This is a genomic window from Dendronalium sp. ChiSLP03b (assembly GCF_034531165.2).
In the GTDB taxonomy this organism is placed as follows: Bacteria; Cyanobacteriota; Cyanobacteriia; order Cyanobacteriales; family Nostocaceae; genus Dendronalium; species Dendronalium minutum.
In genome coordinates, this window is the sequence record NZ_JAVRBR020000084.1 from 48942 (window position 1) to 64792 (window position 15851).

Genomic DNA, 15851 nt, shown 5'->3' on the forward strand with positions numbered 1-15851 from the left:
AAGAGTTAGAAGTTTTATCTTCCCCTGCCTCCCCTGCTCCCCCAATCCAAAAGGAGACTCCATGAAAACCGAGCATGAACTTCTGCTCGTCTATGAGCGAGACTTACAGATCGCTCACATGATTCAAGCCGATTTCTTGCCAGAGGTTTTACCACAAATGCCTGGGTGGGAAATAGCAGCTCGCTTTCATCCAGCACGTGTAGTCAGTGGAGACTTTTACGATGCTTTTACCCTTGCCAATAATCGAGTTGGCATTGTGGTTGCGGATGTTTGCGACAAAGGGGTGGGCGCTGCGTTGTTTATGTCCCTTTTTCGCAGTTTGATCCGAGCTTTTGCCCAACAGCATTATAATCTGAGCTGGTTAGATATACTTAACGATGAGCGTGGCAAACCCAGCAAGGGGGTGCGATCGCAGGCTCCCAGAATTGGCACTACTGCCCTGAAAAATGCCGTTACTCTCACAAATAACTACATAGCCAATAATCACAGTCGGATCAATATGTTTGCCACGCTGTTCTTCGGCGTATTGAATCCAGCTACAGGCTTGTTACATTATGTTAACGCTGGACACGAACCCCCACTAATTTTTAGTGCTGATGGTGTAAAGACGAGGCTAAAACCTACAGGCCCAGCTGTTGGTATCATCCCTAATCGGGAATTTGGTATTGAGCAAGTGCAGTTAGAACCTGGTGATATCTTAGTAGCTTACTCCGATGGTGTAACTGATGCTCGCAACCCTAACGGCCAATTTTTTGGTGAAGAAAAATTACTATCTTTACTGCAACAGCCTGCGCCTTCAGCTACTGCGGTACTAGACCGAATTGAAGCTAGTGTGTATGCTTATATTGCTGATGCCGATCAGTTTGACGACATTACCATGCTAGCTGTGCATCGTGCCTGATTTCAGGCTGACTGTTGCGATCGCAAGGATGAATGTGTGATTTCTAAGTTCTCTCAAGCAATTAATTCTGTGTGGCCGCGTTTGCAGGGAATGTACGCAGCATTATTCGTCTCAAGTGCAAGCGTAATTTTCACGTCGGCGGTCGCCACAGCTTTGGTTATGGGGGTGCGACAAGCTGGTTTATTACAAACACAAGAACTCTGGGCTTTTGACCAGTTCATCCAATGGCGTGGCGATGAAGGTCCCGATCCCCGCTTGCTGATTGTGGCAATCACTGAAGATGATATCCAACAGCAAAAGAAATGGCCATTACCCGATGGTATATTAGCACGAGCTTTGGGTAAAATCGAGCAGCAAAAACCGCGAGCCATCGGTTTAGACCTTTATCGAGATTTGCCCTTTGCACCCGGCACTACAGAGTTAACTAAACAATTGCAAGAAAGCGATCGCATTATTGCTGTTTGCAAAGTCAGCGATACTTCTGGTAATTCAGGAATTGCGCCTCCTCCCGGTGTTGCAGAAAGTCGGGTTGGATTTGCTGACTTGCTAATCGATTCTGGTGGTACTCTACGCCGTAGTCTACTCTTTCTCAATCCTCCTGCTGTAGATAAGCCCAGTGGACAAAAGCCGCATCTATGCCAAGATTCCTCCGCCGATCTTTACTCTTTCAGTCTCCAGTTGGCACTCAATTACCTGAAGGTAGAAAAAATCCAGCCAACACTCACTCCATCTAAGGAACTAAAGCTAGGCTCAACAGTATTTAGACGTTTAGAATCCAATTCTGGCAGCTACCAAAATGTTAATGCCGCAGGTTATCAAGTTCTGCTGAATTATCGCTCTCCCAGGCGCGTCGCCCAACAAGTAACCCTGACAGAAGTATTAACAGACAAGGTCGATCCTAACTTAATCAAAAACCGCGTAGTCCTCATCGGCGCTATATCAGACAGTATCAAGGACTTTTTCTACACACCTTACAGCGGCGGAGAGGACAAAGACCAAGAAATGCCAGGAGTTGTGATTCATGCACAGGCAGTTAGTCAAATCCTCAGTGCTGTCTTGGATGGTCGTCCCTTGTTTTGGTACTGGTCAAACTGGGGCGAGACTGTATGGATAGGAGTATGGTCGCTCCTAGGAGGAACACTGGCTTGGAAGATTCGCCACCCTGTGCGCTTTGGTCTCGGTAGTGGAATAGCACTAGGAGGCTTATTGGTGGTATGTTTCGGTTTCTTTTCCCAAGGTGCTTGGATACCGCTAGTACCATCTGCATTGACATTCATGACCACTGCTGGAAGTGTCGTGATCTTAGACCGATTTAATAAAGCGGGATACACAAAAGCAATTTACGATCGCCTAAAAAATCCTTTCAAAGTCAATGTCGAGATTGACCAGTCTAAACGAGAACGCCAAGTAGCCAAAATTACACAGTCTGAATACTTCCAAGACTTACAGAAAAAGGGGAAAGAACTGAGAAATAAAAAAACTCAAGTTCCCCCAGACAGTAACTCTGAAGCATCTACTGATGTTCGTGAGACTAAGAAAAACGGTTCAGCTCCTGGAACTTTAGATAAAGAATATTTTCAACAGATGCAAAACCAGGTAAAAGAATTGAAAAAAAGAGGTAGTAAAAATGATGAGTAATGTACAAACTGCTGATTGATATCCCTATCAAATTATAAAAATCAGCAAAAAAATTAGTCTATTAAAAAATGACTTTACTTTGATGAAAAATCTCATAATTTGCAGTGCTGAAAGTTTATCAAAAGTAGTTTTCTGGTATGATAAAGATCGGCTTTTTTAAACGTAGAGTTCAGCGGTGATATAGCTCTTTTGCTAGGGTAGGTAATGCATTGCTTTGGGAACCCCCATAACGCAATGGCTTCTTTCTACTCCCCCAATCCATTTTCAAGATAAAGAAGATAATAACAAATAATTGGATAAATAATTTAGGAATGATATAAATTGAAGTTGTATTTAATATATGAAACATAATTAAAAGAGGTAAAAATGAAAAATAATTATTGTCGGACTTATACACCATTGTCTTTATTTATATCCCTAGGAATAGGTGCAGTTACTATTTATCCTCAAGCCTTGATGGCTCAGACACCATCGAATTTATTGAGCCAAAAAATAGTTGAATCCCAAGATACATTTGAAACGAAAGATAATTTGAAGATTCCGAGAGTTGGAACGCCTGAAAATCTCAAAGGAGGAGCAGTGCGCTTCAAGCCTCCTAAAGTAGATGCACCTGAAAATCGCAGAGGAGGGGCATCGCGTGGCGATAATTGTAGCTTAAGTAGTAAATCTATTAAAGCTTTACTGCCAGCAAATAATCTAGGATTAACTGTAGAAAAATACCCGACTTTTTTTGTATATATTCCTCCAACTTCGTCGCATGTAGTAGAGTTCGAGTTACATGAAGGTAGCAAAAATCAAGTAGTTTATAAAACAAGGTTTATAGCTCCTAATAATGCTGGTGTTGTTAGTTTGAGCCTCCCTAATAATAAAACCGTAGAACCTCTACAAATTGGCAAGAATTATCGTTGGTTCTTTTCCGTAATTTGCAATCCTGAAGATAGTTCTGAAAACCTTTTGGTACAAGGTTGGGTGCAAAGAATCCAGCCGAGTGCTACTCTAGTGAGTCAATTACAGAAAGCAGCACCACGCGATCGCCCACGCATATATGCAGAGGCTGGTATTTGGCATGAAACTCTGACAACATTAGCTGACCTACGCTACTCTAATCCGCAAGATTTAAGTTTGGTCACGGACTGGAAGGAGTTGTTAAAGTCAGTAGGACTTAATGATGTTGCCGAAGAACCTTTTAGTCATATTGCGGAAAAATCTTTAAGTCGTTAGTCTGAAAACAGTTTGAAACGCCAAAAGGGATTGGCAAAGAGGCAGAAGGCAGGAGCGAAAAGAATTGTCTTCCCTTCGGGTGACGCTCGTCCCTCGCTACCGCTAGCGCAGTCGCCCCTTCGGGGTTTGTTAGTCGCTCATGGGGGGAACCACGCCAGATGCTCCACTTGGGGAGACCCCAAGACCGCACTGGCTCCCCAAGAGCGCTGTCTCACCTTGTCTGGCTGCTCCCCCTGCTCTCTAATTACCAAGGGCTGCCAATCATTGTAAAACCTGCCCAATAGTAAGGATGGGATAAATTTAAATCTCCAAGTTGTGATAATTCTGGCGGTAAAGGCGTTCCTGTTCTTAGCCCTGCTTGGCGCAATTGCCCTTGCTGAATCTTAATTTGCCCTTCGATCATTCCTATCTGTGTCTGCTTTAGAGCTTCTGCTTTCAAGGGTGATGTTTTCAAGTGCTGATAAAATTCCGTCATCAGCACTAAAGTTCCTGCATCACTTACGTTCCAAAGACTACCCATTGCTGACTTGACTCCTGCTTCCAGCGCCAATCCGGAGAAGCCTAATTCTGCTTGCCGATCTCCCAAGGCAGTTTTGCAAGCACTCAATACTAACAAGTCTACAGGAGGATTATTCAATTGCAACTGTCGCAACTGGTTTAAGCGCAGCTTGGTATTCCACAATTGAATGTAGGAATTACTAGCTGTCCCTGGTTGGAAGACTCCGTGAGTTGCCAAGTGAATAATTTTATACGATCTTTGTTGGCGTTGCGATCGCAAATTGTTTAAAGTGAATTTATCGTTGAGGAAGCTGCTCCCCCCTTTATTCTGCACAATTGTAGATAACTCTATAGGTACAGCAGGAAGAGGCTGGAGGTCTTTAAATTCGGATGCTCCCATAGCTAACACTGAGAAGTCGCGGATATCAGTGTAACGAGTATCTGTCAAACTAAAGGCAGGAATCAAACTGATACTGTAATTTTCCACCAGAAATTTCTTGCCATCATGCAATGCTGAAAATGGTACAGAGCGCAAGCCAACACCTACGCAGAAAACTAAAGTATCTATATTTTCAGCCTGAAGTTCTTTTTCAATGGGAGCAATCAACCACTTATAAAGTTGTTGTCCAGAAGCCAAGTAGCTAGTAGTGTCAACTCTTCTAGGGTCGCTCAGCTCAGTTTGAAACTGTTTAGTTATTTTAAGCAAAGCATCTCTATTAGCTGCTTGTATACTCTTAGAAACAGGCTTATTTCTAGAAGTGACTAATAGAATTTCTAGTTGTTTTGGTGTCGGTATTAAATAGACGACAGCAGATTTTTTTCCAGTTTGTTTTTCAATTGTACTTAAGGTTTCGCTAATAGCTTTAGATGACATTAAAGGGTTGGGAAAAGTTGTTCCTATGTAATCTTCGTAGTCCTTTTTCCAGTCTTGTTCTTGTTCATCTACTGCACCTCTTGTTCTTTGTAGTTGAGAGGTATTGGGTATTGGTTGGGTATTGAAAAGATTCTTCTTTATTCTCCAGATTCTATTCTCCTGTCTCCTGTTACCAGTAGCAGGAGTGGTGTTCCTGCCCTCTCTACTAGATTGAGCGATGGAAATCCTCGCCGTGACCTGTTGAGTATTAGGATATTTTAAACTTATATCACCAATAACTTTAGCAGGAGCTACAATGGGACTAATTATTCCTGTTATTAAAAAGGTGACAGCTAGAAAATTAAATTTGTTCATAACTGCTTGTCCCCGATTTATATTTGTGACTATTTTACGTGAGAATTTGTTTAGCGATCGCTTCCACTATTTGGCTCAAGGGATGCTTAGGATAGCGTAAGCAGAAAATATCACTACTAGCTAGCTGAGCCACTTCTTCACAAAGAGGAAGGATGCCTGCAACCAAGGCATTGTATGAACTCTCCATCTGTTCCTGTAAAGCAGTGAAATCCAAATTTGACAGCGCTTTATTAACTACTAATAACATCTCAGGCACTTCTAATTGACGAGCTATATCGACAGTTACAGCAGTACCCTGAAAATCTTGACGATCTGGACGTAGAATGATGATTAAAGTATCAGAAATTGTGATTGATAGTAGAGTTTCTTCATTGAGTCCAGGATGGGTATCAATAAATAAATAGTCTAATTTTAGCCTGTCTATTAGTTCTTGAAAGCCGTCATGTAGTAAGCCTACATCGTATCCATCTCGTATAACTTTAGTAATTTCACCAAGATTAAGAGAAGAAGGTATAAGGTAAATGGCGCTATCTTTATGGGCTACATCCTTCAAAACAGAACTGACATCATAAGCAGTCTCCTCAATATCACAGCGACCCCATAAGTAATCATTCAAACACAGATCCATCATTTCCTCATCGAAACCGAAAACGACATGAATTCCTGGTGATTGAATGTCAGTATCAACAATGCCAACTCGATGTCCATAACGAGCAATGGTAGCAGCCAAATTAGCAGTTATATTTGATTTACCAGTTCCCCCCCGGAATGAGTGGACAGAGATAATTTTGGACATGTTAATAATTCGTAATGACGCTCGAGGACTCGCTAACGCTACGCTAACGTAATTCGTAATTAAAATACACAGAAAATAAAGATGAAGGATGAAGACTCAAACTTGGACTTCATACTTCATTCTTCATCCTTATTCTACTTTCCCACTAATATGACCACAGAGCGATCTGCGATAAGTATACCGTATTGATTTTCTAGTACTGGTTCTGTTCCTGGTTCCCAACTTTGTGCTGGTGGAGTGGCACCAGTGTTAGCAAAGACGTGCCACTGCATTCCTGGAGGAAGTCCTGGGATGTCAAACCAGTGACTGTCCCAATGCATGTTCATCGCCACGTAGATGTAATTGTCAGTGACCGTCCCTTCTTTGGCGTGTTTCCCACAGAGCATAAAAGCGAGGACACGACTGGAATCAGACCAGTCAGCATTCCATGCTTGGGTTCCATGCCAAGTGATATCAGCATAGCCACTGCCGACATAATCTACATTCCGGTAGTGATATTTGTTTCTCAACACAGGATGGGCATTACGAAAGGCAATGCAATGTTTAAAAAACTTAAACAAATCTGCATTGGTTTCCAACAAATTCCAGTCCAGCCAGTTGAGTTCGTTGTCGTGGCAATAGGTATTGTTATTACCATATTGCGTGCGTCCTACCTCATCACCCATGAGGATCATAGGCACACCTTGGCTGACGAGCAACATGGCGATCGCATTTTTTATTTGTCGATGGCGCAGGGCGTTAATATCTGGGTTATCAGTCGGCCCTTCCCAGCCACAGTTCCAGCTATCGTTATCATTAGTGCCATCGTTGTTGTTTTCACCGTTGGCTTCGTTGTGCTTCCCGTCATAGGAAACCAAATCCATCAGTGTAAAACCATCATGGCAAGTAATAAAATTAATTGAAGTTGCTGGTCCTCGCCCTGCCCCAGCATAAAGATCCGGCGAACCCTGTAGTCGCTGTGCCATGTTTCCAACTATTCCAGGCTCGCCTTTGAGAAATTTGCGAATGGTGTCGCGGTACTTACCATTCCACTCTGCCCAACGCCCAAACGCTGGAAAAGAACCAACTTGGTAAAGACCGCCAGCATCCCAGGCTTCAGCAATCAGTTTGCATTTAGCGAGAATGGGGTCAAAGGCGAGAGTTTCCAACAATGGCGGGTTTGCCAGCGGTGCACCCCAAGGATCGCGTCCCAGAATTGCCGCCAAATCAAAGCGGAAGCCATCAATGTGATACTCAGCTGCCCAATAACGCAGGCAGTCAAGTACCATATTGCGAACGATGGGGTTGTTACAGTTGAGGGTGTTGCCAGTGCCACTGAAATTAAAGTAGTAGCCATCTGGGGTAAGCATGTAGTATGTCTTGTTGTCAATTCCCCGGAAAGAAATAGTCGGGCCATACTCATTGCCCTCCGCCGTGTGGTTAAAGACAACGTCTAGAATTACCTCAATGCCGTTTTTGTGCAGGAGTTTAATCAGCGTCTTGAGTTCATCCATTTGCATCCCAAATTTACCTGTGGCGGCATAGCCTGCCTTGGGCGCAAAGAAACCGACGGTGCTGTAACCCCAATAATTCAGCAACAGTTCCCCTGTTTGGGGGTTAGGACGACTGTTTTCAAATTCATCAAACTCATAAATAGGCATCAACTCAATAGAGTTAACGCCTAGCTCCTTGAGGTAAGGAATCTTGTCGCGGATAGCAGCAAATGTTCCTGGATGCTTAACCCCAGCCGAGGGATGGCGGGTAAAGCTGCGGACATGCATCTCGTAAACAATCAGATCCTCTGGTGGGATTTCTAAAGGACGATCCGATTCCCAGTCAAAATCATCGAATGCCAGACGAGCTCGATGATGATACATGTTGTACCAATCAGGCTTTTCTCCCCAAATATCTCTGCCACCAATAATTTTGGCGTAGGGATCTAAGAGAACTTTGGTAGGGTCAAACCAATGACCTTCTTTGGGGTTGAAAGGCCCGTCCATGCGGTAGCCGTATTCGAGGTTTTCGTAATCTAAATCAAATACGGTCATGCTGAAGACATTGCCAATGCTGAACTCTTGTGGAAACGGAATTTCCGCCATTGGTTCTGAAGAGTGCTTTTTGAACAGCACTAGGGTACAGGATTTGGCATGTCGTGAAAAGATAGAAAAATTAACACCCCCTGGTACTAACGTTGCTCCAAAAGGAATCGCACTGCCAGGACGTAGTTTGAAGTCCCCATAACTATGGGTGGGATGAATATCGATTCTATCCATTGTGTTTCTTCTTTTGTTCCTATATGGCTAGGTGCGTGTAACCTGAACTTGCACTTTGAGAACTTCTAAGGCTTGTTCAAGGGTGTCGCAAGTCTTAAAAAAGTCGAGAAATCCAGTGTTATCCATTGTGTCCCGAATTTCTTCAGAAAGCCCCACCAAAATAATCTGCCCACCTTTAACGGATATTTGGCGGTAGAGGGACAGCAGTATCCTTAAACCAGCACTGGACATATAGGCCACTTTGGTCATTTCCAGAATCATCCTAATTCCAGCTTGGGCCAGTGGTAAAATCTGCCCTTGAACTGAGGGAGCGGTATTCGTATCTATATCACCAACCAGTTCTACCACCGTTACTTGTGGGAGTTCATTCACAGCGATTTGCTCTGGGGCTGTATTTTCTAACAATGTTACTTGCAGCGTTTCAATCTTGATTTTCATATGGCTGGGTGTATTCGTGGGTAGTATGGGCAAGATTTACGCAAAAACTCTTTCAAATCACAATCTCTTTGAGATTGCTGTCAGTCTACTAATTCGGCACAATTTGCACTTTGACTTTAACTTGCTCTTGTGTGTCAGGTAGCTTGACCGTTAAAGCATCTGCATCAAAATTGGGATACTCTTCCTCGTTTACCCATACTTGACCAATCCGCACGCTACCAGGTGGTAAGATATCTGGCTGCACCCGCAGGATGTTATCTTTAAACGCTCCTGGCTGCGGCTTAAAGTAAAAGTCCATTGGTTGCTTGGTAATCAACAAGTTCGTATAAACTGCCGACAGATAGCACAACTCAGTAGAGTGATAACCGCTCATTGAGTGGCTACCTTTAAACCGCTCATTACCCATCAAATATGGCAAACCGTTTGCTAAGACATTGAAGTAAACGCCACCGTCATCATGGTCGAGGAAGAAAGCATTGTAGAAAGCTGCTGCTTCCCTAGCATGACGCAAGTCTTCTGGTTGTTTTTCGATACCGTGCAGAATCAAGTAAGCCAAAATTGCTTGCTCTTGCTGCCACCAAGCTTTCCGGTCGTGCCAGACAAAGCGATATTGTTCTTCTCCTTCACCCAATGTGCGCTCTACAACATCGTACCAGCCACCGCGCTGGCGATCGCTACCCGCATCGGGCATGAGTGCAGCAATTTTTTGCGCCAAAGCCACGTATTCTGCTTTCGGTTTGAGGCTTTGCATCCGCATTAGGTTCCAAGCAATTTTCAGGTTATGACCTACTACTGCGCGGTTTTGCTGCCATCCATAAGTGGTGTCGTGGCTCCAATCTTCGTAGAACCGCTCTTGCACAAATGGGCTGTTGTCGTAGTCGGGGAAATATTTAGCGATCGTGTCAAAGGTATACTCCAACATATCGGCGTATTTTTGTTCGCCAGTTGCCAGCCACAAATTAATTAAGTAAGCCGGAGCATGATCCCCAACTGAGTTCCAGTTTTTGCGGGCGCGGTTCGGCCCTAGAGATTCTGCACGCGGGTCTAGTCCTAAGGGGTCGATATGGGAGAAATAGCCAACGCCTTCTTTATCTAGGAAAAAGCGGTCAAACAAATCGATGGTCATCTGAGCATCTTGCAGAATGCGTGGGTCGCCAGTTATCCGATAAGTTTGGATAGGCCCAGCCAGAGCATAAATCTGTTCGTAGGCGGGGATGGCATCATAGTCATCGCCAAACTCAGAAGTTAATAGTTTCTGCTCCCTGTTACCTGTCACCTGAATCCCGTGATACCAGTAAATTAGGTCTTCATCATGGTCATAAAACCGCATATGCTGACGCAGATATTCAGTACCTTTTTCTGCACCTTCTAAGAAGCGGTCTTCTCCAGTCAATAGATACGCCGAAGCAAAACCATACACCAAACGGGAAATCGTGTCAGTTTCTTGTAAGAAATCATCACGCTTTTTTGTACCAGCCAAGTTAAGGTAAGTGCGATATTCTCGATAATCAATCGGTTTTTCTGGATAACCAAACTGCCATTTCAAGTAAGAATCAGCAATTGAATTTATTTGCTTCACCCACCAATCTGGCTCTTCATGACGATATTTGTTTGGTGCATCGCCAGGAAAGACAATGTATTTAACCTCAAACTTGTAATCTTGTCCTTGAGGGTAGAAAACACCATAGGCAAACACATGCTGACCCGGAGCTAGTAACTCACCAAAGCGAGCAGTACCATCGAGGTAAGGTTCTTCTAAGTTTTGGGTAATGCGACCATAAGCACTGGGCGTGAGGTATGCTTGGTATTCTCGTCCATCTGATGTCTCGATCCCAAAGGATTTTTCGTTACGATCGAAGTGGGTGACATAACCAGCGATCGTATCTGCAAATGAAAAACTCATGTGATCCATTAAGATTACCTCCAGGATAATTGTCTGTAGTTTTTACTTGTTAAGAATTCGGCACTTTTTCAGATATTTGAGTCTTTAGAAATGCCCATATTTTTCTGATAGCGGGCGGAATTTAAAATTTGTTTCCGTGATGCGATATTGAGGCGAAACTCCCGATACTGGCTGTTTATAGAACTAATGGTAAATTCGATCAAATCCTAAATCATTGATTTTTCAGAAAAAGAATAGATAGTTCCCTGCATTGAAATTGCCTCTACCAGAAATCAAACATTCAAGTAGATTTAGAGCCTTTTTCAGATATAGCAATCTTAATCAATTTGTGATTTTCTCTGTTTCACCTTGGCGAAATTGGCGCAAAAAATCACAACTCAACTAAGAGTGCTACATCTTCTTGATAACTAGATCAGCAATTTATTCCCTGTAACTTTCTGCTTAGTTTCTTGTTGCTCAATTTCATTGAGAAAAACTTCCATGAATCGATCTACCACACCAGGATGTTTTCCAGAAATCAAATCGCCATCTATAACTAAATCAGCAGTTACATCATTGTCATAGATAACCTCAGCACCTGCATTTTCTACGTCACAAATAATATTGTGAGCGCAAGTAACTTTGCGACCTTTCAGCAAATCTGAATCAGCACATAAAAGCCATAAAGAATGACAAATTGTTCCAATTTTTAAGCCATTTGTCTTCATAGCTTTTCTAAGAAAAACTACTGCCGGAGCTTGATTTTTCTGACCCTTATTTACAGTAACTTGATATCTCAGACGATCCATAGCATAGGCACCAATACAAATAATGCCTTTGTAATCAGAAGGTTCGATGTCATTAACTTCTGTGGTGACAACTACATGGTCTTCAACTTCACCATTATCTGGGTTAGAACCGAATGTTAATTGTGAATTCCCCCACAGATGAGAAATGTATTCGACTTCATAACCTTGTTTAGGGAAATATTCGTTAAACTTCCGATATTCTGTTTGATCGAAATGTTCTTCGATAAGTACGCCAATTTTTCCTTTAGATTTAGTTGTCATAGCATCCTATTTTGTGAGTTTGATAAGTTTAACTTTACAAGTTTCTAACTTTTCAATTTCGCTAGCAACGTTGACAATTGAAAGCCGATCTGCTCGACTGCCGCCTGTTGTTGGGCATCTTGCAAGGTGCCGTCAGAATTAAAAGCCTCATAAGCCTTGGCAATAGTTATTTGGTTGGGAAGAACGATAATTTTAAGATTTCCAAGTATTGCCCGCAAATGAACTAAATTCCGCAAACCTCCCAAGGCTCCCGGTGAAGCGCTCATAATCGCTGCCACTTTGTCCGCAAAACAAGCTAGTGGTGGCTCACCATTTGCCGGGCGTGACACCCAGTCAATAGCATTTTTCAAAACACCTGAAATGGAGCTGTTGTATTCAGGAGAAGCAATCAGAAGTCCCTGATGTGCCAGCATAATATCCTTCAACTTACGCGCATTCAAAGGAAGACCTTCTCGATCTTCTAAGTCTTGATCGAATAATGGCATGGGGATGTCGCGCAGATCCAAGTAAGTGACTTCAGCACCAGCAGACCGTGCGCCTAAAGCCGCAATTTTCACTAGCTTTTTGTTGTAGGATTCAGTACGAGTGCTGCCGGCGAAGGCCAAGATTTTGGGTGCGATTGCCATAACTGCTATTTCCTAAGTGAATAATCACCGAATAAGGCAAAAGTCAAAAGTTAAAAGGCAGAAGAAAGAAAAATGCTCTGAGAGCAACTAAATTTATTTATGGGGATTATCTTTTTATTTGTTAATGCGGCTCCATTGTGACGACGACCTGATAAAAGTTGAAATCGTGAGGCGCAAAACCTCCAACTTTCTCTTTCATAGCTACAAAATCTGGGTCTTTCATAGCTACTTCCATATCTTTCTTGCTTTGCCACTGAACGTAATTGATAACCCGCTTGCCATCCAAGCTTGTGTGTACGCTAGCTGATATGAAGCCTGGTTGCCTCATAGGTATTTCTTGATTCTCCACCAGGAAATCTACTATGCGCTGTTGCTGTTCAGGACTTTCGACTGTGAAGATGTTGATCGCGGTAGTTTGATCGGCGTTGTCGCTAATTGTAATCATTTTTGCTCCTATTTACGGGTTAGGACTAAGGTCAAGGTGCTTAGTTTGACTCTGTTTTAGGAAATTAAGTAAAATCTCAAAATCGATTGATACAGACTTGTATTCAGCAATGCGATCGCTAAAATAAAATTGGTAATCGGTAATTAGTAACTGGCTTTATACTGATACCAATTCTCTCAAAGAGAATTGGTATCAGGAACTTAGGCAAAAACGAAATCTGTAGCCGACAATTCGTTGAACAGAACACCCGACAAATTTGCAAAGGAGATATCCTTGCCACCCAAGCTAGCGACAATGCTGGTGCTGCGAATATCGCCAAACGCAGGTAGCAATTTCAAATCATCAAAGTCAGAGATACCGCAGATGCCGTTAATGTAAATTTTGTCAACACCTAGTTCAAAGTCTGCGATGATGTTTTGAGTATCTCTTAACGGCAGTAAGTCGGGAAAGGGAAATTGCTGGTCGGTTATTTGTCTAGGATCGGCAACAGTCTTGGGGATTCTACCGTTAGCAATCCAAAACTGATCGGCCCCATCATTACCGTAGAGGACGTTTTTGCCACCACTAACAATGATGAGTTTGTCGTCTCCGTCACCTCCAACCAGTTGATCCTTTGTACCAGCTAAAAGGCAGTCGTTTCCCTCACCGCCATCGAGAAGGTTGTGACCTTTGCCACTAGAAGCGTCAAGCAGGTCTTTTCCTTCTTCGCCAAATAGGCGAACGTCTTTAGTGGCGTAAAGCTCATCATTACCCTCACCACCGTAAACCCGAAGATTTTTGCGATTGGGCTGATAAAATACATCGTCTGTATCTTTGAGGTAAACCAGTTGCTTCGGTGAGAGATTTCCCTGAGGATTTAAGTATGAAGGAATAGGCGCTGGTTCAAGGTTTTTTTGCGGTATGGAAACTGCTAGCGATTTGACTTCTTGTGTGCCAAAATTGCCAATCGCATATTCATTCCCTGGGGCAATTTCAATAGAGGTGTCCGGGCCGGCAAGCCTGACTTCATCACCAATTTTGACGGATAGCTGCCCTTCTGTGACATATAAAAGTTGATGGTTATCACTGGTAACTGGGTCGGGAAAATCATCACTGTTGCGAGCAACTTGACCGCGAATCTCACCATCTGGATTCCCCTTGGTGTGGATCTGGAAGTAGTAGTCGGCTTCTTGTCCCGGTAAGCCATTACCATTAAGGAAATCACTCAACTCTTCGGGAATCTCTGCTTCTGTCGAATTCCAAATACCACTAATGGTTGTGGAATCATCGGCATTCAAAGTGAGACTAAGATTTCCTTCATCCTGATGAGCTGGATCTAAAATACTAAATACGTGCGGGCCACTAGCGCCGCGATCGCCTGAGTGGATATGGATAGCAACAACATCATCTAGTTCATTATCAGGAGTTTGGGGAGTATCGCCCGGTAAAAATTGTCCAAAGTCTAAACCATCTACTGTCAGAGCGTAGCTAATACCGTCTGAAACAGATTCCAAATCGGCAACACCAGTTGCTGACGATTCAGTATGCTTCACCACTTGATTGGCATTTAAGTTAGCTTGGACAAAGGTATCAGTTTCCTGGGGTGCAAGCGAAAACTGATTGTAAGCCAACTCATTTCCCGACTCTTCAAAACTGAGCAGGGAAGTATACTCGATGCCAAATGGGCCAGTAAATGTTGGTCGTTGCGCTAACCCTTCTTGATCGCCAGTTGTCCAGACACTAAAACCATCAATCTTGGAGAGTTCTTTTGCCTGTTCTACTACTTCACCCTGTGCGTCTTCTGGCAGCACCAGTACGTACTTCTTAGAATTTGAGGGAGGTTGATAAGTTGGCGGAGCAAAATTTATGCCAGCATTAGTCCGAATCGAAAATTCTGCCAGTTTTCTGTAAGTTTCATCACCTGGAACAGCGGTAAACCCAGGTATTGGGGCATTCCTATCTACTATTGGAATAGCTATATTATCAAAGAAGAGGTCTAGCGCCCCAGGAGTTGTTAAAGAAAGCGTCCTTGCCCCTGGAGTTTTCCCTGTGATTGATGCCGTCGAGTCTAGATTGCGATATCCGTGTATTCGGTTTCTGGCACCAAAGATTAAACTACCTTCAGGCAATACGATACTATTAGTTCCCTGATTACCTAAATTGTATTGAATATTTCCCGCAGTTATATACCAAGTCTCGTGTTCGTAAGGGTGAAAGTGAGGTGGTGGGCCGCCGCCGACTGGCAGGAAGAAGTCGAAAAAATTGAAATCAAAGTTAGTTTCTTTGGAAGTTGCTAAGTAAGTATATAAGTCTCCAGAGGCATAAACTGCTGGGCGAGATGGATCGTCCTGTGTTACGAGCAGGTAGTCATCAACTTTTCTTTTTATACCTGGATTGATAATCCCAACGGGGCCTGAAGGATGTGTCATGCCAATGAATTTCCTTTAGATGACCAGAACAGAAGATAGTGAAGTCATGTATGGGCAAGGTAGTCCTTACCGTACTAGGAAGTAAGATAATTTCTCACTAGAATTTTTTCCTAAGACCTAGTACAGCAAGTGAATCTAATGGTAGCGATCGCTCTTTCTATCTGGGATTCAAGAGTTGCCCCAAGGAGACATATCGGCATAAACCCGCCATTCACTCACCTTGTTGCCTCGCATCCGGTAGACATCACAGCAGGCGATCGTCACATGCTTTTTACTATGAACCATTTCGTATTTGGCATCCATTTCAATAGTGATGATATCTGGCTCTTGCCAAACTTTTCTGACATCATGACTATAAAAAATAGCAGTAGTTCTAAATGTGCGTGCAAAGAAATCAACTACAGCTTGGGGGCCATAAACAACTTCACCGGAACCAACTTTGTAAAAG

At 43.1% G+C, this 15851-nt stretch carries 13 protein-coding genes; 3 read left to right on the forward strand and 10 right to left on the reverse strand.

All coding sequences use genetic code 11. From position 1 onward, the window contains the following. Nucleotides 1-61 precede the first annotated feature (61 nt). The 3 genes from RMY31_RS20500 to RMY31_RS20510 all read left to right on the forward strand — a co-directional run bounded on the left by RMY31_RS20500 (nucleotide 62) and on the right by RMY31_RS20510 (nucleotide 3760). A complete protein-coding gene (locus RMY31_RS20500; RefSeq protein ID WP_322661748.1) occupies nucleotides 62-901 on the forward strand; it encodes a PP2C family protein-serine/threonine phosphatase in 840 nt (279 codons plus the stop codon). A gap of 36 nt (nucleotides 902-937) precedes the next feature. Further along, nucleotides 938-2539: a CHASE2 domain-containing protein gene (locus tag RMY31_RS20505; RefSeq protein WP_322661746.1), complete on the forward strand. Its 1602-nt coding sequence runs from the start codon at nucleotides 938-940 to the stop codon at nucleotides 2537-2539. Nucleotides 2540-2905: 366 nt separating this feature from the next. Then, on the forward strand, nucleotides 2906-3760 hold the full coding sequence (locus RMY31_RS20510; RefSeq protein ID WP_322661743.1) for a DUF928 domain-containing protein: 855 nt from the start codon (nucleotides 2906-2908) through the stop codon (nucleotides 3758-3760). A gap of 244 nt (nucleotides 3761-4004) precedes the next feature. On the opposite strand, the gene RMY31_RS20515 is transcribed toward RMY31_RS20510, so the two are convergent. The 10 genes from RMY31_RS20515 to RMY31_RS20560 all read right to left on the reverse strand — a co-directional run. Then, nucleotides 4005-5486, reverse strand: coding sequence for a CHAT domain-containing protein (locus RMY31_RS20515; protein WP_322661738.1), 1482 nt, complete (start codon nucleotides 5484-5486; stop codon nucleotides 4005-4007). 34 nt (nucleotides 5487-5520) lie between these two features. Next, nucleotides 5521-6282, reverse strand: a complete 762-nt coding sequence (locus tag RMY31_RS20520; RefSeq protein ID WP_322661736.1) for a MinD/ParA family protein — start codon at nucleotides 6280-6282, stop codon at nucleotides 5521-5523. A 134-nt stretch (nucleotides 6283-6416) separates the two neighbouring features. Beyond that, complete coding sequence (gene glgX / locus RMY31_RS20525; protein ID WP_322661734.1) at nucleotides 6417-8534, reverse strand: glycogen debranching protein GlgX; 2118 nt, start codon at nucleotides 8532-8534, stop codon at nucleotides 6417-6419. A 27-nt stretch (nucleotides 8535-8561) separates the two neighbouring features. Continuing rightward, nucleotides 8562-8972 (reverse strand): anti-sigma factor antagonist, encoded by a 411-nt coding sequence (locus RMY31_RS20530; protein ID WP_322661730.1) that lies wholly within the window; start codon nucleotides 8970-8972, stop codon nucleotides 8562-8564. A gap of 88 nt (nucleotides 8973-9060) precedes the next feature. Continuing rightward, on the reverse strand, nucleotides 9061-10884 hold the full coding sequence (locus tag RMY31_RS20535) for an AGE family epimerase/isomerase (protein WP_322661728.1): 1824 nt from the start codon (nucleotides 10882-10884) through the stop codon (nucleotides 9061-9063). Nucleotides 10885-11282: 398 nt separating this feature from the next. After that, nucleotides 11283-11924 (reverse strand): DJ-1/PfpI family protein, encoded by a 642-nt coding sequence (locus tag RMY31_RS20540; RefSeq protein ID WP_322661726.1) that lies wholly within the window; start codon nucleotides 11922-11924, stop codon nucleotides 11283-11285. Between the two features lie 44 nt (nucleotides 11925-11968). After that, the gene (locus tag RMY31_RS20545; RefSeq protein WP_322661724.1) at nucleotides 11969-12550 is read right to left on the reverse strand and encodes an NAD(P)H-dependent oxidoreductase; all 582 of its coding nucleotides are present in this window, start codon (nucleotides 12548-12550) and stop codon (nucleotides 11969-11971) included. A gap of 121 nt (nucleotides 12551-12671) precedes the next feature. After that, nucleotides 12672-12995, reverse strand: a complete 324-nt coding sequence (locus RMY31_RS20550; RefSeq protein ID WP_322661722.1) for an antibiotic biosynthesis monooxygenase family protein — start codon at nucleotides 12993-12995, stop codon at nucleotides 12672-12674. 200 nt (nucleotides 12996-13195) lie between these two features. Then, nucleotides 13196-15403: a CHRD domain-containing protein gene (locus tag RMY31_RS20555; RefSeq protein WP_322661720.1), complete on the reverse strand. Its 2208-nt coding sequence runs from the start codon at nucleotides 15401-15403 to the stop codon at nucleotides 13196-13198. A gap of 168 nt (nucleotides 15404-15571) precedes the next feature. Then, nucleotides 15572-15851 (reverse strand): nuclear transport factor 2 family protein (locus tag RMY31_RS20560; protein WP_409878140.1); only part of this gene is annotated, 280 nt, incomplete at its 5' end.